General features: G+C 69.7%; 19 protein-coding genes. 6 read left to right on the top strand and 13 right to left on the bottom strand.

Annotation, left to right across the window (positions count from 1 at the left end):
- Nucleotides 1-180: 180 nt before the first annotated feature.
- The 4 genes from pstS to pstB all read left to right on the top strand — a co-directional run bounded on the left by pstS (nucleotide 181) and on the right by pstB (nucleotide 4302).
- Nucleotides 181-1305, top strand: coding sequence for a phosphate ABC transporter substrate-binding protein PstS (pstS, locus tag JEQ17_RS21880; protein ID WP_200396805.1), 1125 nt, complete (start codon nucleotides 181-183; stop codon nucleotides 1303-1305).
- Between the two features lie 103 nt (nucleotides 1306-1408).
- Nucleotides 1409-2410, top strand: a complete 1002-nt coding sequence (gene pstC, locus JEQ17_RS21875) for a phosphate ABC transporter permease subunit PstC (RefSeq protein ID WP_200396804.1) — start codon at nucleotides 1409-1411, stop codon at nucleotides 2408-2410.
- Nucleotides 2407-3477 carry a phosphate ABC transporter permease PstA gene (gene pstA / locus JEQ17_RS21870; RefSeq protein ID WP_200396803.1) on the top strand — a complete coding sequence of 357 codons (1071 nt, stop codon included), beginning with the start codon at nucleotides 2407-2409 and terminating at the stop codon, nucleotides 3475-3477. Before pstC ends, pstA begins: the two co-directional genes overlap by 4 nt.
- A gap of 48 nt (nucleotides 3478-3525) precedes the next feature.
- Nucleotides 3526-4302 (top strand): phosphate ABC transporter ATP-binding protein PstB, encoded by a 777-nt coding sequence (gene pstB, locus JEQ17_RS21865; protein ID WP_055612687.1) that lies wholly within the window; start codon nucleotides 3526-3528, stop codon nucleotides 4300-4302.
- Nucleotides 4303-4653: 351 nt separating this feature from the next.
- Here pstB and JEQ17_RS21860 read toward each other — a convergent pair whose 3' ends face one another.
- Complete coding sequence (locus tag JEQ17_RS21860; RefSeq protein WP_200396802.1) at nucleotides 4654-5652, bottom strand: inorganic phosphate transporter; 999 nt, start codon at nucleotides 5650-5652, stop codon at nucleotides 4654-4656.
- 7 nt (nucleotides 5653-5659) lie between these two features.
- Nucleotides 5660-6280: a DUF47 domain-containing protein gene (locus tag JEQ17_RS21855; protein ID WP_055614694.1), complete on the bottom strand. Its 621-nt coding sequence runs from the start codon at nucleotides 6278-6280 to the stop codon at nucleotides 5660-5662.
- Nucleotides 6281-6483: 203 nt separating this feature from the next.
- Between JEQ17_RS21855 and JEQ17_RS21850 the strand changes: the two genes are divergently transcribed.
- Nucleotides 6484-6855, top strand: a complete 372-nt coding sequence (locus JEQ17_RS21850; protein WP_200396801.1) for a metal-sensitive transcriptional regulator — start codon at nucleotides 6484-6486, stop codon at nucleotides 6853-6855.
- A 194-nt stretch (nucleotides 6856-7049) separates the two neighbouring features.
- Here JEQ17_RS21850 and JEQ17_RS21845 read toward each other — a convergent pair whose 3' ends face one another.
- The 11 genes from JEQ17_RS21845 to JEQ17_RS21795 all read right to left on the bottom strand — a co-directional run bounded on the left by JEQ17_RS21845 (nucleotide 7050) and on the right by JEQ17_RS21795 (nucleotide 17436).
- The gene (locus JEQ17_RS21845; RefSeq protein ID WP_200396800.1) at nucleotides 7050-7244 is read right to left on the bottom strand and encodes a hypothetical protein; all 195 of its coding nucleotides are present in this window, start codon (nucleotides 7242-7244) and stop codon (nucleotides 7050-7052) included.
- A 100-nt stretch (nucleotides 7245-7344) separates the two neighbouring features.
- Nucleotides 7345-8184, bottom strand: a complete 840-nt coding sequence (locus tag JEQ17_RS21840; RefSeq protein ID WP_200396799.1) for a hypothetical protein — start codon at nucleotides 8182-8184, stop codon at nucleotides 7345-7347.
- Nucleotides 8185-8492: 308 nt separating this feature from the next.
- Nucleotides 8493-9518 (bottom strand): hypothetical protein, encoded by a 1026-nt coding sequence (locus tag JEQ17_RS21835; RefSeq protein ID WP_200396798.1) that lies wholly within the window; start codon nucleotides 9516-9518, stop codon nucleotides 8493-8495.
- Nucleotides 9515-9937, bottom strand: a complete 423-nt coding sequence (locus JEQ17_RS21830; protein ID WP_200396797.1) for a hypothetical protein — start codon at nucleotides 9935-9937, stop codon at nucleotides 9515-9517. Before JEQ17_RS21830 ends, JEQ17_RS21835 begins: the two co-directional genes overlap by 4 nt.
- A gap of 185 nt (nucleotides 9938-10122) precedes the next feature.
- Nucleotides 10123-10557, bottom strand: coding sequence for an NUDIX hydrolase (locus tag JEQ17_RS21825; RefSeq protein WP_200396796.1), 435 nt, complete (start codon nucleotides 10555-10557; stop codon nucleotides 10123-10125).
- 23 nt (nucleotides 10558-10580) lie between these two features.
- Complete coding sequence (locus JEQ17_RS21820) at nucleotides 10581-11654, bottom strand: CHAD domain-containing protein (protein ID WP_200396795.1); 1074 nt, start codon at nucleotides 11652-11654, stop codon at nucleotides 10581-10583.
- Entirely contained in the window at nucleotides 11635-13866 is a 2232-nt protein-coding gene (locus tag JEQ17_RS21815; protein ID WP_200396794.1) for an RNA degradosome polyphosphate kinase, read from the bottom strand. The genes JEQ17_RS21820 and JEQ17_RS21815 overlap by 20 nt, the downstream gene beginning before the upstream one ends.
- 321 nt (nucleotides 13867-14187) lie before the next feature.
- Nucleotides 14188-15027: a hypothetical protein gene (locus JEQ17_RS21810; RefSeq protein ID WP_234048312.1), complete on the bottom strand. Its 840-nt coding sequence runs from the start codon at nucleotides 15025-15027 to the stop codon at nucleotides 14188-14190.
- Nucleotides 15024-16040 carry a hypothetical protein gene (locus JEQ17_RS21805; protein WP_200396793.1) on the bottom strand — a complete coding sequence of 339 codons (1017 nt, stop codon included), beginning with the start codon at nucleotides 16038-16040 and terminating at the stop codon, nucleotides 15024-15026. The genes JEQ17_RS21810 and JEQ17_RS21805 overlap by 4 nt, the downstream gene beginning before the upstream one ends.
- A complete protein-coding gene (locus tag JEQ17_RS21800) occupies nucleotides 16037-17050 on the bottom strand; it encodes an ABC transporter ATP-binding protein (protein WP_200396792.1) in 1014 nt (337 codons plus the stop codon). The genes JEQ17_RS21805 and JEQ17_RS21800 overlap by 4 nt, the downstream gene beginning before the upstream one ends.
- A complete protein-coding gene (locus JEQ17_RS21795; protein ID WP_200396791.1) occupies nucleotides 17047-17436 on the bottom strand; it encodes a GntR family transcriptional regulator in 390 nt (129 codons plus the stop codon). The genes JEQ17_RS21800 and JEQ17_RS21795 overlap by 4 nt, the downstream gene beginning before the upstream one ends.
- A gap of 137 nt (nucleotides 17437-17573) precedes the next feature.
- On the opposite strand from JEQ17_RS21795, the gene JEQ17_RS21790 reads away from it, so the two are divergent.
- A complete protein-coding gene (locus tag JEQ17_RS21790) occupies nucleotides 17574-18116 on the top strand; it encodes an RNA polymerase sigma factor (RefSeq protein ID WP_143639439.1) in 543 nt (180 codons plus the stop codon).
- Nucleotide 18117 lies beyond the last annotated feature (1 nt).

Below are 18117 nucleotides of genomic sequence, written 5' to 3'. Positions count from 1 at the left end.
GCTTCACCTGATCTGCCTAATTTCGGCCTTACCCGGTGCGGCGTGCGAGCAGAAGCCCGCTCACGTACCAATCGATATCAGTTGTCCAGCAGTACGACGGCAGTCTCGTGCGGACGAGAGGCTGCACCACGACCTCGCACGCCGCCAGTAGACGGCGGCTCCTGGAAGGAACTCCCGAAAGTGAAGCTTCAGCGCAAGAACCGGCTTCGCGCCCTTTCGCTCGGTGCTGTCGCCGTCTCCGGCGCCCTGGCGCTGACGGCGTGCGGCTCCGACGACACCGGCGGCGGCAGCGGCGACTCGAGTGCGCCCGCGGCCAACAGCGCCATCAAGTGTGACGACGCCAAGGGCGAGCTGCTCGCGGCCGGCTCCTCCGCGCAGAAGAACGCGGTCGACGCCTGGGTCAAGCAGTACACGGCCTCCTGCAAGGACGTTCGGATCAACTACAACCCGAACGGCTCCGGCGCCGGTATCACCAACTTCCTCCAGGGCCAGACCGCCTTCGCCGGTTCGGACTCCCCGCTGGACGCCGAGGAGATCACCAAGTCGGCCGAGGTCTGCAAGGACAGCCAGGCCATCGACCTGCCGATGGTCGGCGGCCCGATCGCCGTGTCGTACAACCTCCCGGGTGTGGACGGCCTCGTCCTGGACGCCTCGACCCTGGCCAAGATCTTCGACGACAAGATCAAGACCTGGGACGACGCCGCGATCAAGAAGCTGAACCCCGACGCGAACCTGCCCAAGACCAAGATCCTGACGTTCCACCGCTCGGACGACTCCGGCACCACGGACAACTTCACCAAGTACCTCAAGGCCGCGGCCGCCGCGGACTGGAAGTACGAGGGCGGCAAGGCGTGGCAGGCCAAGGGCGGCCAGTCCGCCACGGGTTCCTCCGGTCTCGCCCAGCAGGTGACCCAGACCGCCGGCGCGATCTCCTACATGGAGCTCTCGTACGCCAAGGACGCCCAGACGGTCCACGTCAAGACCGATGCGGCCACGCCCGTCGAGGCCACCGTCGACAACGCCACCAAGGCGATCGCCGAGGCCAAGGTCGTCGGCGAGGGCAAGGACCTCGCCCTCGAGCTGAACTACGAGCCCACCGCCGAGGGCGCGTACCCGATCACCCTCGTGACGTACGAGATCGCGTGCGAGAAGGGCAACAAGGCGGAGACCCTCGCCGCCACCAAGTCCTTCCTCACCTACCTCGCCAGCGAGGAGGGGCAGGCCATCCTCAAGGACGCCAGCTACGCCCCGATGCCCGAAGAGATCATCACGAAGGTCCGCACGACCGTCGCCGGCCTGAGCTGACCCAAGTGTGCGGCCCGCACCGGTTGAACCGGAGCGGGCCGCACCGTCCGGTGCACCGCCGCCTGGAGCCCGCACCCCGAGGTTCCGCAGACCGGAGAACTCCATGGACATATCTACTCAAGACGCACCAGTCCCTCCCCCCACCACACAGACCGCGGAGCAGAAGCGCGCCGCACGCGGTGCCACCCGCCCCGGAGACCGGATCTTCCTCGGTCTCTCGCGAGGCTCGGGCATTCTGCTCCTGGTGATCATGGCCGCGATCGCGGTCTTCCTCACCTACCGCGCGGCTCTTGCCATCTCCGAGGACGAAGCCAACTTCCTCACCGCCTTCGAGTGGGAGGCCAACGCCGACCCGCCGAAGTTCGGTATCGCGGTCCTCGCCTACGGCACGGTCATCTCCTCGATCATCGCCATGGTGATCGCGGTCCCGATCTCCGTGGGCATCGCGCTGTTCATCACGCACTACGCCCCGCGCAGGCTCGGCGGCCCGATCAGCTACGTGATCGACCTGCTGGCCGCCGTCCCGTCCATCGTGTACGGCCTCTGGGGCGCCCTCGTCCTCGTACCGCACATGGACGGTCTGTTCGGCTGGCTCGACTCGTACTTCGGGTGGACGGGCATCTTCGACTGGCAGGGCGGCCCCGCGCGCTCCCTGTTCACCGTCGGCATCCTGCTCGCGATCATGATCCTGCCGATCGTGACCAACGTGAGCCGTGAGGTCTTCCGCCAGGCGCCGCAGATGCACCAGGAGGCCGCGCTCGCCCTCGGCGCCACGCGCTGGGAGGTCATCCGGATGTCGGTGCTGCCCTTCGGCCGCTCCGGTGTCATCTCCGCCTCGATGCTGGGCCTCGGCCGCGCTCTCGGCGAGACGATGGCCGTCGCCACGGTGCTCTCGCCGTCCTTCCTCATCGAGACCAGCCTGCTCGACCCGGGCGGCGGCACCTTCGCCCAGAACATCGCCAGCAAGTTCGGTGAGGCCACCGAGACGGGCCGCAACGCCCTGATCGCTTCCGGTCTGGTCCTCTTCGTCATCACCCTGCTGGTCAACGGCGCGGCCCGTGCGATCATCGCCCGCCGCAAGGAGTACTCGGGGGCCAACGCATGAGCAACGTCGTCATGGACAAGCGCCCCGAGCGCCCCAGCAGCAACCTTCAGGGCGCGCGGCTTCCCAAGTGGACCCCCTGGGCGGTCGCCGTGGGCTCCGTGGGTCTGGGCCTCGGCATCAGCGCGGCCGCCGGGCTGGAGAGCAGCATCCAGTGGGCGCTGATCGCCTCGGTGCTGTTCGTCCTGGTCAGCTACGGTCTCGGCGTCAAGGTCGAGGGCAGCCGGCAGGCCAAGGACCGGTTCGCCACCAGCCTCGTCTGGGTCGCGTTCCTCCTCGCCGTCATCCCGCTGGCCTCGGTGGTCTGGGAGACCATCAGCCGCGGTGTGAAGGTGCTAGACCTCTACTTCCTGAGCCACTCGATGGGTGTGGTCGCGGACTCGGAGGTCGGCGGTGGTATCAACCACGCCATCATCGGAACCCTGGAGCAGGTCGGCCTCGCCACGGTGATGGCCGTGCCGGTCGGTGTGCTCACGGCGGTCTACCTCGTCGAGTACGGGCGCGGAAAGCTCGCCCAGACGGTCACCTTCTTCGTCGACGTCATGACGGGTATCCCGTCGATCGTCGCGGGTCTGTTCATCCTCGCCATCATGATCGAGCTGAAACTGGAGCCCTTCGGGTTCGCCGGTTCGCTGGCCCTCGCCATCCTGATGATGCCGGTGGTGGTCCGCTCCACGGAGGAGATGCTCAAGCTCGTACCGAACGAGCTGCGCGAGGCCTCGCTGGCCCTGGGTATCCCGAAGTGGCGCACCATCATCAAGGTGGTTCTGCCGACGTCCATCGGTGGTATCACCACCGGTGTGATGCTCGCGGTCGCGCGCATCGCCGGTGAGACCGCGCCCGTACTGCTTCTGGTGTGGGGCAGCGCCTTCATCAACAACAACCCGTTCGAGGGCGCTCAGGCGTCGCTGCCGCTCTACATCTACCAGCAGTACGCTCAGAGCGCCGGCAACGCGGCGGCCTACGACCGTGCCTGGGCCGCGGCACTCGTGCTGATCATCATCGTCATGATCCTCAACCTCGGGGCCCGCGGCATCGCCCGCTGGAAGGCCCCGAAGACCGGTCGCTGACGCGGCCATACAGCGACCAGACTTACCCCCGCGAAAGAAGTAGATCCCATGGCCAAGCGAATCGACGTAAGCGGACTGACCGCTTACTACAGTGCCCACAAGGCAATCGAAGACATCTCGATGACCGTCGAGCCGCGTTCGGTGACAGCCTTCATCGGTCCGTCCGGCTGCGGCAAGTCGACGTTCCTGCGCACGTTGAACCGTATGCACGAGGTCACGCCCGGTGGGCGGGTCGAGGGCAAGGTGCTCCTGGACGACGAGGACCTGTACGGGCACGGGGTCGACCCGGTGGCCGTGCGCCGCACCATCGGCATGGTCTTCCAGCGTCCCAACCCGTTCCCGACCATGTCGATCTTCGACAACGTGGCGGCCGGGCTGAAGCTCAACGGCTCCTACAAGAAGTCCGAGCTGAGCGATGTCGTCGAGAAGTCGCTCAAAGGCGCGAACCTCTGGAACGAGGTCAAGGACCGGCTGAACAAGCCGGGGTCCGGCCTTTCCGGTGGTCAGCAGCAGCGTCTGTGCATCGCGCGGGCGATCGCGGTCGAGCCGCAGGTTCTGCTGATGGACGAGCCCTGCTCGGCGCTCGACCCCATCTCGACGCTGGCCATCGAGGACCTGATCGGTGAGCTGAAGGAGCGCTTCACGATCGTCATCGTGACGCACAACATGCAGCAGGCCGCCCGTGTCTCCGACCGGACGGCGTTCTTCAACCTCTCGGCGGTCGGTCAGCCCGGGCGTCTCATCGAGATCGACGACACGGAGCGGATCTTCTCCAACCCGTCCGTTCAGGCCACGGAGGACTACATCTCCGGGCGCTTCGGCTGAGCGGTCTCGCTCCGCTCATTTTCCCGACCCCCCGCGGTGCTGCATGGCGGTGCCACCGCGGGGCCCAATAGGGCCCGCCCCCTGGCTCCCGGGGGGCGGGCCCGTCGGTTTCCCCCCTCCTGGGGCTCCGCCCCAGACCCCGTGGGGTGCGATTTCGGGTGCGGGCCCGGTGGGGGCTGGTCGCGCAGTTCGCCGCGCCCCTAAAAGCCCAAAAGACTGCGCAGTTCCCGCGCCCCTAGGTACCTGAGTACCTAGGGGCGCGGGGAACTGCGCAGTCTTTTGGGGGTTCGGGGGCGTAGCCCCTGAGTAAGGGACGGGAATGGGTAGGGGCGGCGGGGGCGAGGAAAGGCCCTACACGAACGCCAGGTTCACGATCCAGAAGCTGGCCGCCGCGACGAGGGCGGCCGCCGGCATGGTGATGAACCAGCCGAGGATGATGTTCTTGGCGACACCCCAGCGGACCGCGTTCACACGCTTGGTGGCGCCGACACCCATGATGGCGGACGTGATGACGTGAGTCGTCGAGATGGGGGCGTGGAAGAGGAACGCCGTCGTGAACATGATCGAGGCGCCCGTGGTCTCCGCCGCGAACCCCTGCGGTGGATCCAACTCGATGATCTTCCGCCCCAGCGTCCGCATGATCCGCCAGCCACCCGCGTACGTACCCAGCGAGAGCATCACCGCACACGCGATCTTGACCCACACCGGAATCGGATCGCCCGCGTCCTCGACATCCGCGATGACCAGGGCCATCACCACGATGCCCATCGTCTTCTGCGCGTCCTGGAGGCCGTGGCCAAGGGCCATCCCGGCCGCCGACACGGTCTGCGCGATACGGAAACCGCGCTTCGCCTTGTGCGGGTTGGAGCGCCGGAACATCCACATGATCGCGCACATCACCAGATAGCCGGCGACCAGGCCGACGATCGGCGAGATGAACATGGGGATGACGACCTTCTCCAGGACGCCGGACCAGATGACCCCGATCCCGCCCGCGAGCGCCGCCCCCACCATGCCGCCGAACAACGCGTGCGAGGAGGAGGACGGAAGGCCGAAGTACCAGGTGACGAGGTTCCAGACGATCGCGCCCACCAGCGCGGCGAACAGGATCCACATGCCCTTGTTGCCGTGCGGTGTCTCGATCAGGCCTTCACTGACGGTCTTGGCGACCCCGCTGCCGAGGAAGGCACCCGCGAGGTTCATCACCGCGGCCATCGCGAGCGCGGCCCGAGGCGTCAGCGCGCGCGTGGACACGGATGTGGCGATGGCGTTCGCCGAGTCGTGGAAGCCGTTGGTATAGGTGAATCCGAGCGCGACACCAATGGTCACGATCAAAGCGAAGGTGTCCATGAAAAGGTCAGGACTCCTTGACCGCGATGGTCTCCACCGTGTTGGCCACGTGCTCGAAGGCGTCGGCGGCCTCTTCCAGCACGTCCACGATCTGCTTGAGCTTGAGTACCTCGATGGCTTCGTACTTGCCGTTGAACAGCATGGCCAGCAGCTTGCGGTGGATCTGGTCGGCCTGGTTCTCCAGGCGGTTGACCTCGATCCAGTACTCGGTGAGGTTGTCCATCGTGCGCAGGTTCGGCATGGCCTCGGCGGTCAGCTCGGCCGCCCGGGCCAGCACCTCGATCTGCTGCTCGACGCCCTTCGGAAGATCCTCGACGTTGTAGAGGACGACCAGGTCGACGGCCTCCTCCATGAAGTCCATGATGTCGTCGAGGGACGAGGCGAGGTTGTAGATGTCCTCGCGGTCGAACGGCGTGATGAACGAGGAGTTCAGCTGGTGGAAGATCGCGTGCGTCGCATCGTCACCGGCGTGTTCCGCGGCCCGCATACGCTCGGCGATCTCGGCCCGGCCGGAGGCGTCCGCCCCGAGCAGTTCCATCAGGAGCTTCGAGCCCGTGACGATGTTGTCCGCGGATGCGGCGAACATGTCGTAGAAGCTCGTCTCCCTGGGGGTCAGACGAAATCGCACTTGGGGTCCTCGGATTGCTTCGGTTTCGGTCAGGCTGATGCTAGGCGCATCATCCGGCCACGGCTAACCGGCCGCCCACCAGTGTCGCCCATCGGGCACAGTGATCAGCACGGGGTCCTTCGAGGACGTTGCCCAAGGGCCCTATACCCAGCAGAGTTCGTTACCATATACCCGGTAGGGGTATCAGTCAGCAGGAGGACGCGATGACGACCACCGAGGCCGGCGCCACAGTGCCCTCCGGCGAGGCGCAGGAGGCCGGAGCCCAGGAAATCGTGACCGACCACGACCGCGGGATCCACGGCTACCACAAGCAGAAGGACGAGCACCTCAAGCGGCTGCGGCGGATCGAGGGCCAGATCCGGGGCCTGCAGCGCATGGTCGACGAGGACGTCTACTGCATCGACATACTCACTCAGGTCTCGGCCTCCACCAAGGCCCTCCAGTCGTTCGCCCTTCAGCTCCTGGAGGAGCACCTTCGTCACTGTGTCGCGGACGCGGCGCTCAAGGGCGGTACGGAGATCGATGCGAAGGTGGAGGAGGCGACGAAGGCCATTGGGCGGCTTCTGCGCACGTGAGCCCTCCGGGGCGGGCGGGTAGAGGCCGGTGCGTTGTCGGGTGCGGCCCGGTGAGGGCTGGTCGCGCAGTTCCCCGCGCCCCTAAAAGATTGCGCCGTTCCCCGCGCCCCTAAGGGCCAAAGGCCCGCGCCGTCCCCGCGCCCCTGAAAGGCGAAGGACTGCGCCGTTCCCCGCGCCCCTGAAAGCAGGCGGTGCTACCTGTCGGCCTTCTCGCCGTGTTCCTCCAGGAAGCGTTCTTCGGCCAGTTTGAGGACCTCGTCGATGCGGTCGGGGCTGAGACGGTCCTCGCGGGCGGCCGAGGCGGCGATGATCAGGTCGCCGCACAGCTCGATCTCGGCGAGGGCCACGTGGTCCTGAACTGCCGTACCGCGCGCCGGAGCCACGTGCATCACCTCTTCCTGCCGTCACCGACTTCCTAGAGTAGGGAGGGGCCCACGGACGGCGCATGGCACCAACGGACCATTTCCGGCCCCGCACATTCCGGCCTCCCTACTCGGCGATCCGTCCGGCGTAGATGTCTTTCACGTCCGGCAGCCGTACGTCGACGGGGGCTCCGAAGTCGTACAGCAGGGTCGTCGAGGAGACCGCGACCGTACCCTTCTGCTGCCCGTTCACGAAACTGAAGCGGTGGCGGACCTTGCGGATGCGGCCCTCGTCGTCGAGGTAGACGTCGAAGGGGACCGTCGCCGTGGCGAAGCCCTTCGCCGCCGCCCGCAGGGACGCCCGGCTCCCGGGCGAGGCGTCGCGCGCGGCCGCGGCGAGATCGGCGGTACCGCGGTAGTGCCGTACGGCGGTGCCCGCGACCGACGTCCGCCCCACGTACGTCGCCTTCCGCGTGCCCCGCAGCAGTTCCGCGGCGGCGAACGGGTCGGTCGCGCCGCCCGTGACCAGGTTCCCGTCGGAGAGCGTGGCCGTGTCGACGCGTACCCACTTGTCGGCCGGGACGCCCGCGCCGCGGTTCTTCATGTAGAGGGCGCCCGGAGCGAGGAGCTCGGTGATCGGGCGGCGCTCGTCGGCGCCGGCCGGGTCCTGGGGGAGGAGCACCTTCAGACGGCCCACCTGGTCCGCGTAGTCGTAGACGCCCTCGCCGCGGATCGTCACGCGGGTGCCGCCGGTGGCCATCTCCATCGACGTACGCGCCTTGGAGCTGCCCGCCCGGACCAGGTTCTCCGCGCTCCGGTGGAGGGTTCCGACCGGGTCCTCGGCGGCCCGTGCGTCCTCGGCGGCGGCCCCGGGGCCCGAGCATCCGGTGGCGCAGACCACCAGCCCCGCCGTCGCGGCGGCCAGGGCGACAGCGCTGCCCCGCAGTCTCAGTTGCCGCTCCACCATCGCCTGCCAACCCCCAGCCGGGCCGTCCTCGCGCGGGCCTCCTGTCGTTCCGCTTAACGACGGGTGGGGGGTGTTGTCACGCGAGGACCCCGGCTTGGGGTGGCGTTTACTTGCGGTGGGTACCGTTGTTCCCGTGGCGCATCAGGAGCAGAGCAATTCTCCGGAACATCACACGACGACGGTCGACCAGGGGCCTTTCTGCCTGGCGCGCTGCAGCTGCGGCTGGAGAGGCCCGGCCCGCCGCGCCCGCAGCCTGGCCCGCACCGACGCGGAGGGGCACTTAGGAACGGCAGCCTGAGCGTCGGCGGCTAGCGCGCGGCGCCTTCGGTCGTACCCAGGATGTCGAGTGCGCGTCGGACCATGCCCTGTTTGCGCTCGGTCTCCGCGGCTATCGTCTTTTTCTTCCTGGCCATCGCGCGCCGCTCGTAGCGGGCCTCGACCGTCGACCAGACGCGGATCAGCGAGGTGTCGTTCTTGCAGGCGATGTCGGCGAGGGCCACTTTCTTCTCGCGGGCGTCGGGCTCGGGACTCCTCGCCGTGGGGAGGTCGGTGCCGGCGTCGAGCGGGGAGTCGTACTTGTATCCCTTGCGGGCCATGCACGACGACCACTTCTCGACGACCTCGCGGACCTCGGGGTCCTTGCCCGCCTCGTCGAAGGAGCGCAGGTAGATGTCCATGGCGACCGGATTGCGCTCGGAGCCGCCGTCGCCGACGACCGTGGTGCGGGCCTCCTCGTAGCAGCCGCCCTCGCGCACGGGCTTGTCCTTGTACTCGCCGATGACCTTCGCCTCGGTGGCCGGCTGCGCTCCGTCGCCGCGCCTGATGTCGGCCTCGGTGATGGTTTCCGACTCGCTGCCGTAGAGAAGGAGATGCTCGACCCTGCGGTCCTCGGCGGTCCGGGCCTTCACGGCGCCGATCAGGTCGGTCTGCTTCTCCTGGTTCGCCGGTACACGCGGGTCGACGTCCGGGGCCATGTGGTAGCCGTACCGGCTCGCCTGCTCCTTCGACATCACGCCGTACGAGCGGTCGGGGATCGTGGCGTGCAGGCTCCTGGTGAAGTCGACGCGGTACTCGAAGCCGTACCGGCGCATGCAGGCCGCGCGGGTGATCAGCTCGGCGCGGCCGATCGCGGCCAGCTCGGAGGGCAGCAACCGGGCCTGGTCGATGGGGCGTTGGAGGAGCGGGGTCCGCAGCTTCACCTCTGTGGAGGGGCTGGGCCCGGGCCTCGGGGAGGCCTTCTCCGGTGAGCCGGCGCCGCCGCAGGACGTCAGCAGCAGGGCGCCGACGGCCGCGGCCGCGGGGGCGAGCACTCGCCCCCGCGACCGCTGGGTCACGGGCACTCCCAGTGGTTGGAGGCGTTCTCGTTGTAGACGCGGGTGAACTGCCCCACGGACGACCTCGCCGGGATGTAGTCGGCGACGCCGCTCCAGCCGCTGTTGAAGTAGACGCTCGCCGTGCAGTCGGTGTCGAGGTTCCGGCCGCCCGCAGCGTTGTTCTTCACCGGCTGGCCCTGACCGTTGCCGGAGGAGCTGAAGACATAGCCGGCGTGGTCCCTGGTGGGCACGTTGAAGTCGGCGTGCGAGCCCTGCAGACCGGAGTTGAAGTACAGACAGAGCTCGCCGAAGAGGTTGGAGCTCGTGCTGGTGGTGCAGACGCCGTTGTTCTGGGCGGCGGCGGCCGGCGACATGCTCACGCCGGTCGCGATCGCCGCCGCGGCCACGACAAGGGCGGCGCTTCTCCTGATGTGCATCATGCTGGCAACTCCTCAGTGAGTAAGGCGAGTTGATTGCTCGTGCCAGGTGTGGTGCACACACATCTCAACATTCACAGGAGCCACAGAGAACGACGCGGAAAGATCGTTCGGGTGGCGTTAACCGTTCCGTCACGTGTGTTCGATCAGCCGTACCCGGACGGCATCGCGGCCGTTCGGGGACGGGATCAGGCGTGCCGGAGCACCGCGAGGAGCTCGTCGACCAGGTCCTTGTCGCGGGGCTGGGTGAGCCGGTGGCGGGCTCCCGTCGGGGGGAGCCAGAGGATGCGGTCGACCTCGCGGTTGGGGGCGAAGCGGCCCTCCGTCGCCTCGGCCGCCCAGTAACTGACCTGTTTGGGGCGGTCGTTGGCCATGTAGTGGAGCGTGGCCAGCCGGGGTCCGGTGGCGCACCGGTAGCCGGTCTCCTCCTCCACCTCGCGCACCGCGCCCGCGAGCGCGTCCTCGGCGCGTTTCAGCTTGCCCTTCGGATGCGACCAGTCGTCGTACTTCGGCCTGTGGACCAGGCAGATCTCCAGTTCGCCGTCGAACGGCGAGTGGCGCCACAGTACGCAGCCCGCCGCGAGCACGGGGTCTCCGTTCGTCGCGTGCACTGGGCCTCCCATCGCGTGTACGGGGCCTCCGCGGGTTACGGAGTGCCGACCGTCTCCCTCAGCCAGGCCCGCTGGAACGCGAACCTGGCCGCTTCCACCTCGTGTCGCTGGTCCGCGTGCAGCACCCCGAGCGCGTACGCCGTGGCCGGGGCGATCCGCGGGGTGCGGGCCGCGGAGGCCGCCGCCGCTGCGGCCTCGGCCGCGTCGCGGTGCCGGTCCAGGGCCTGACCCGCGGTCAGCAGGCGTACGTCCACGGGGGCTTCGTCGCCGAACAGGACCTCGCGCGCATAGCGGTGCAGGCGCAGCAGGAGCCGGACCTGGTGCCAGGGGGAGTCCTGGGGCTGCGGGGCCGTGTCGGCGGAGAGGCCGTGGACGAGGGCCTCCGCGTTGTAGGGGTGGCCCGCGGTGATCAGGGGCAGTCCGGCCACCGCGTCGCAGAGGCGTTCCTCCGCGGCGGCGGCCAGGGGCTTGAGGCCGGTGACGGACGCGGATGCGGACGCGGTCAGCGGGACCTCGCTGGCGAGGACGGCGACGTTGTCGGCGACGGCGTGGAACCGGGAGGAGCCGAGTGCCTGGAGTGCGGCGGAGTGGGCCCTCGTGCGGGCCAGTGTCAGCTGGCGCTCCAGCAGGGCGCCCGCTTTGGCCGCCCCGACGGTCAGGGCGCCTTTCTCCGACGGGAGTTGGGCGCGTGCGCCGGGATGGGTGCCGGGATGCGCGTCCGGATCCGAGGCCTGGGCCGGGAGCGCCGAGGAGCCCGACAGCCGGTGCAGGGCCGCCAGCAGGCGGTCCAGCCTGGCCCCGTACGCGTGCTCGCGGGCCAACGTGCCCGACAGCCAGGCCAGTTCGGGGCGCATGCCCTCCGACCAGCCCTCGTCGAGGAGCGGCCGGAACGTGTGCAGCGTGCCGCTGATGCGGCGGGCCGAGCGGCGCAGGGCGCGCGCCGCGTCCACGGCCTCCTCCGTGCCGTTCGTCGCCGTCGCCGTCGCACCGCCGGTCTCGCGGTGCTGGCGCAGCGCGCGGAGGAACTCCGTGGCCTGGGCCTGGAGATAGGCCGCCAGGGCGTCCCCGGCCACGGGTCCGGCCGTGGGGTCAAGGTGTTGCTGTGCCACGCCGGCGCCTCCGGGCGTCTATGAGCATCTCCTGGACGTTGCGCAGCGGCTGGCCGTCGGCGTCGGTCGCGTGCCGGGTCCATTCGCCGTCGGGGCCGAGGTGCCAGGAGGAAGTGGTGTCGGACATGCCGGTCTCGAACAGCCGGTTCAGGGCTGCCCGGTGAGCGGGGTCGGTGATCCTGACCAGGGCTTCGATACGGCGGTCGAGGTTGCGGTGCATCATGTCGGCGCTGCCGATCCACACCTCGGGCTCGCCTCCGTTGCCGAAGCCGAAGACCCGGGAGTGTTCGAGGAAGCGGCCGAGGATGGACCGTACGCGTATGTTCTCGGACAGGCCCGGGACTCCCGGTCGTACGGCGCAGATTCCGCGCACCCACACGTCCACCGGCACGCCCGCCTCGGACGCGCGGTAGAGGGAGTCGATGAGTGCCTCGTCCACCATGGAGTTGACCTTGATGCGGACGTAGGCGGGACGTCCGGCACGGTGGTGCTGGACCTCCTTGTTGATACGGGCGATCAGGCCGTCGCGCAGGGACTTGGGTGCGACGAGCAGCCGGCGGTAGGTCTCGCGGCGGGAGTAGCCGGAGAGCCGGTTGAAGAGGTCCGAGAGGTCCGCGCCGACCTGTGGGTCCGCGGTCAGGAGTCCCAGGTCCTCGTACAGCCGGGCGGTCTTGGGGTGGTAGTTGCCCGTGCCGACGTGGCTGTAGCGGCGGAGGGTCTCGCCCTCCTGGCGCACGACGAGGGAGAGCTTGCAGTGGGTCTTCAGGCCGACGAGGCCGTAGACCACGTGGCAGCCGGCCTCCTCCAGCTTCTTCGCCCACTTGATGTTGGCCTGCTCGTCGAAGCGGGCCTTGATCTCGACCAGGACCAGCACCTGCTTGCCGGACTCGGCGGCCTCGATGAGCGCGTCGACTATCGGGGAGTCGCCGGAGGTCCGGTACAGGGTCTGCTTGATCGCGAGGACGTCGGGGTCCTCGGCCGCCTGCTCCAGGAAGGCCTGGACGGAGGTGGAGAAGGAGTCGTACGGGTGGTGGAGGAGTACGTCCCGCTCCCTGAGCGCCGCGAAGATGTCCGGCGCCGAGGCGGACTCGACCTCCGCGAGGTCGCGGTGGGTGCCCGCGATGAACTTCGGGAACTTCAGCTCGGGCCGGTCGAGCTTGCCGATGCCGAAGAGACCGGTGAGGTCCAGGGGACCCGGCAGCGGGTACACCTCGGCCTCGGTGATCTTCAGCTCCCGTACCAGCAGGTCCAGGACGTACCGGTCGATGGACTCCTCGACCTCCAGGCGCACCGGCGGTCCGAAGCGACGCCGCATGAGCTCCTTCTCCAGGGCCTGGAGAAGGTTCTCGGCGTCGTCCTCCTCGACCTCCAGGTCCTCGTTCCGGGTGACGCGGAACGCGTGGTGCTCGAGGACCTCCATACCCGGGAAGAGCTCCTCCAGGTGGGCCGCGATGACGTCCTCGATGGGGACGTAGCGGTTCGGGGAGGCCTCCAGGAAGCGGGAGAGCAGCGGCGGGACCTTGACGCGCGCGAAGTGGCGGTGGCCGGAGACCGGGTTCCGCACGACCACGGCCAGGTTCAGCGACAGGCCCGAGATGTATGGGAAGGGGTGCGCGGGGTCGACCGCCAGCGGCGTCAGCACCGGGAAGATCTGGTGGCGGAAGAGCGTGAAGAGGCGGGCCTGCTCCTTCTCGGTCAGCTCGCTCCAGCGGACGAGGTGGATGCCCTCCTCGGCGAGCTGGGGGGCCACGTCCTCCTGGTAGCAGGCGGCGTGCCGGGCCATGAGCTCACGGGAGCGGGCCCAGATCATCTCCAGCACCTCGCGGGGCTGCAGCCCCGAGGCGGAGCGGGTGGCCACGCCGGTGTGGATGCGGCGCTTCAGGCCGGCCACGCGGACCATGAAGAACTCGTCCAGGTTGCTGGCGAAGATCGCCAGGAAATTCGCCCGTTCGAGGAGGGGTGTGTTCGGATCCTCGGCGAGTTCGAGGACCCGTTCGTTGAACGCGAGCCAGCTGCGCTCCCGGTCGAGGAACCGGCCCTGCGGAAGCTGGACGCCGTCCTGCACCGTGTCCTCGTACGCGTCGAGGTCAGCGTCGAGGTCGGGCTCCAGGTCGGAGACGTTCGCCGCCACCGTGTGCGGGCGGTGCGCGGCTATGGAGCCGACGGACGGCTGCGGGTGCTGGACCTGTGCGCTGGCGTTGGGCTGACTCATGAACCCATTCTTCCGCGCCGGGGCCGAAACGGGCGCGTCGGAGAGGGCGGGCGGGAGCTGTACGGGGATGTGCGGGCTTCCGTTCTCCCTCACGGACGAGGGCTCGTGCTCCGGTGGAGGCGAGGGCTCGGGCGCGGCGGGGTTCATTGCCTGAGCGTCGCAAGCCCGTCTGAATGACCGGTTACGGCGACATGACGTGCGGGATAGCGGGGGGCGGCTCCCCGGCGTCGGGCCGCACCCCCCTGAAGGGGCTTCGCCCCTTCAGGGGCGCGGGGGAACTGCGCGATCAGCCACAAACACCCCGCACGTACATCCAACCGCTCAGCCCGTACGCCGCCGAAGCACCCAGAATGCCGCCCCGGTGGCAACAACGGCGACCCCGAGCACAATCCCGGTCTCCACGAGATGCATCGGCCAGTAGTGGGACTCGGGATGGAATTGGCCGCCGGAACCGCCGGAGGCAACCGTCGGCCAGAGATCCTCGCGGGACTTCTCCAGGTTGTGGTTGATCAGGTACATCACCCCGCAGGCGACCCCCAGCGCGGGCAGCGACCGCCGCAGCACGACCCCGGCGAGCGCGCCCACGCCCAGCGCGCACAGCCCGTACGCCACCAGGGCGGGCCCTCGCGCGGCGAACACGTCGTTGAAGGTCCAGTCGTCGCCCATCAGGTCCCGGTTGGCCGCCCAGGCCCACCGGAACACGAACACGAACACCGTGCCGCCTGCCACCAGCAGCACCGCCGGAACGGCGAGCGTGGCGGCCAGCCACCGCGTCGGCGAGACGGACTGCGTCCAGGCGAGCTGCGCGGTGCCGTTCTCCAGCTCACGTCCGATCAGCGCGCCGCCGGCGAACGCGGCCACGGCGAAGAAGCTGTAGTAGACGAGGGTGGAGGCCCAGCCGATGGTCCCGCCGTAGTCGACCACCGCCCTGATACGGCACAGGCCGGGGTCGTGGCCGCAGGCGGCGATCCGGTCCCGTACGGAGTCCGCGTTGATCCCGGCCTCCCACACCAGCATGCCGATGGTGGCCAGCAGGAAGGCGCCCCACACGGCGAGCGCCGCGCGGTGCAGCCGCAGCACGGCCCACGGCAGCCCCTTGACCGGCCCGCCGGGCGGTACTCCGGGGGTCTCGGCTGTCCCTTTCACGGCGAAGGCACTCATACGGCTACCCCTTCTGTGGCGGTGCGGCGGCGGAGCAGGACGAACGCGGCGGTGACCGCGAGGGCGGCGACGGCCAGCACGACACCGGTCTCGGCGAGCTGGAGCGGCCAGAAGTGGGACTTCGGGTGGTAGGTGGCCCAGATCTCGTCGAGGCCGCTGTCGGCCAGGCAGTGCCGGAGGCCGGCCGCGCCGTCGGCGTCGGTGCAGGCCATGTTGTTGGCGATCCGGGTGCCCTCGTCCGTGATCACGCCCCGGTCGAGCTGAAGAGCGTCGTCCGGCAGGTTCAGGGCTTTGGCGCCGGTGACCGTGACCGTCGGCCACAGGCTCAGGCGGTACTCGGCGCCCAGGTAGAACACGGCCAGCAGGGCCGCGAAGGCGACGCCCAGAGCGGGCAGCGCGCGGCCGACGACCAGGCCCGCCAGCGCGCCGAGGGCCAGGCCGCACAGGGCGTAGGCGAGCGGGACGGTTCCGCTCGACGGGTAGATGCTCCGGTCGTACCAGTCGATCGAGCGCAGCCCCACGTCCTGGGTCCACATCAGACGGTGCAGCGGGACCAGTACGGCCGAGCCCGCGGTGATGATCAGCGCGGGCACGGCGAGCTTCGCGGTGAGCCAGCGGGTGGGGGAGACGGACTGGGTCCAGGCGAGGTGCGCGGTGCCGGTCTCCAGTTCGCGGGCGATGAGGGCCGCGCCCGCCCAGACGGCGACGAGGAAGGGGAAGTACGTGACGACGAGGGTGCTGTACGAGAAGGCCCTGTCGTACCTGTGGAACGCGGAGCCGTCGGGGAAGTGGCAGGCCTCCACGCTGGCGCGGCACCTCTCCCGGAGGTCCGTGTCGGCGGCGTCGTAGCCCGGACCGTACGCCCACAGCATCGTCGCCGACAGGACCACGACCAGCAGCAGCCAGAACCACAGGGCCGACCGGTGCAGGCGCAGCACGGACCGGGCGAGGCCGCGGCCGGCGCGTGGGGAGCTGCCGGTGGAAGTGCCGTCGGAGGCGAGGAGAGTCGTCATGCGCGCGCGTTCTCCTCGTTCTCCTGGCCTTCTTCGGCCTCTCCGGTCTCGCCGGCCGCTTCGGCCTCTGCCGCCTCGCTCCCGCTCTTCTCCTCGCCCGCTGCGGCGTCCTCGGTGAACAGGTCGGGTGCCTTCGGGTTGCGCAGATGGGCCAGGAGCAGTTCCTCCAGGGAGGGCGCGGCGGTCTGCCAGTCGTCGGACAGTGGGCCGTCCGGGCGGATCAGGGCCGTGAGCTGGCGGCCCGTGTCGCGTGACTCGACGACGGTGTGGCCGGTGAGGTCGCGCGGCGGGCCGGTGACCAGGGTGTGCGCGGCGAGCAGCTCCTCCGGGTCGCCGCCGAGCCGGATCCGGCCGCCGCCCATGAGGAGCAGGTGGTCGCAGACGCCCTCCAGCTCGGCGACGACGTGCGAGGACATCACGATCGTCGTGCCGTGCTCGGCGGCCTCGCCCAACAGTGCCCCGAGGAGTTCGCGCCGGGCGAGCGGGTCGAGGTCGGCCATCGGCTCGTCCAGCAGCATCAGCTCGGGCCGTTTGCCGAAGGCCAGGGCCAGGGCGACGCGGGTGCGCTGGCCGCCAGAGAGGGAGCGGATCCTCGCGGTGGGGTCGAGGGCGCCGTCCCGGGCGCCCTGGGCGGTGGGGTGTCCGTACGCGATGCGTTCCGCGGCCGATCGGTCCCAGCGGGCGCGGTTCAGCTCGGCGCCGAGGCGGAGCGTGGCGGCGACCGTGAGCTGGGGCGGCAGCGGTTTGCCCTGGCCGACGTAGGCGAAGCGCTCGCGGGCCCCGGCGGGGCTGGTGCCGAGGACGGTCAAGGTGCCCTCGGTGGGGCGTATCAGACCGGCCGCCAGTTGCAGGAGCGTCGACTTGCCCGCGCCGTTCGGTCCGACCAGGGCGCAGATCCGGCCGGCCGGCAGCCGGAAGGAGCAGTCCCGCAGCACATGGCCGCGTCGGCGCCGATACCGCTTGCCCAGCCCGGCCGCTGTCAGCGCGGTCCCGTCCCCAACCCTGTTCATCGCTCCCCCTCAGGGCATTTCTCGTCCAGTACGGAGGCGAAGAGCGCGCCGATGTCCTCGCGCTCCAGGCCTTCCTTGCGTGCCTCGTCCACCCAGGCGGTCAGCTTCGAGCGCAGGGCGGTGTGGTCGGCGGGTGCGGCGCCCAGCGAGCGCCGTACGAATGTGCCGAGGCCGCGTCTGGCCTCGACCAGGCCCTCGCGCTCCAGCTCGCGGTAGGCCTTCAGAACGGTGTTCGGATTGATCGCGGTGGCCTCCACGACCTCACGGGCCGTGGGGAGCTTGTCGCCCGGTTCGAGGACGCCCAGCCGCAGGGCCTGCTTGGTCTGCTGGACGATCTGGACGTACGTGGCGACACCGCTGCGCCGGTCGATGCGGTACTCGACCACAACCGACCACCACCCTTTCACTAATTGAGTAGTGAAAGGGTGGTGGATGGCCGGGGACCTGTCAAGGTGAATGCCGGGTTCCGGAAAGTTCTCGCGCAGACGTGAACCGATCGGTGGGGCTCGTGCGATGAGGGGGTGTGAGGGAAACGAGAAGCGACGGGGATCTGCTGCGGGCCATCGCGGCGGACGGTGACCGGCGCGCCTTCGAAGAGCTGTACCGGCGGTACGCGCCGTGGCTCGGAGCACGGCTGCGCGGTCGGTGCGCGGATGCCGGGATCGTCGACGACGTCGTACAGGAGACGTTCCTCGCGGTCTGGCGCGGCAGTGCCCGCTACCGCGAGGAGGGCGATGTGGCCGGCTGGCTGTGGCGCATCGGCTCCCGGCGGCTGATCGACGCGCTGCGCGGCGACGGCGCCCGGGGCCGGCTGCGGCAGGCGCTGGCCCGGCTGCGGCACCGGGACGAGGCGTCCGCGGAGGAGCGCGTGCTCGCGGGGGTGGAGCACGGGGACCTCGCGGGCGCCCTCGTCCGGCTGTCGCCGGAGCTGCGGGCGGTCCTCCAGGCCACGGTCATCGACGGGCTGACCACCAGGGAGGCGGCCGTCCTGCTCGGCATCCCGCCGGGGACGGTCAAGACACGGGCCCTGCGGGCCCGCAAGCAGCTGCGGGAGGAGTTGGCATGAG

It is taken from the genome of Streptomyces liliifuscus (genome assembly GCF_016598615.1).
Taxonomy (GTDB): Bacteria; Actinomycetota; Actinomycetes; order Streptomycetales; family Streptomycetaceae; genus Streptomyces; species Streptomyces liliifuscus.
Note: the sequence above shows the minus strand (reverse complement) of the source record. Positions and strands in the feature narration are given on the sequence as shown.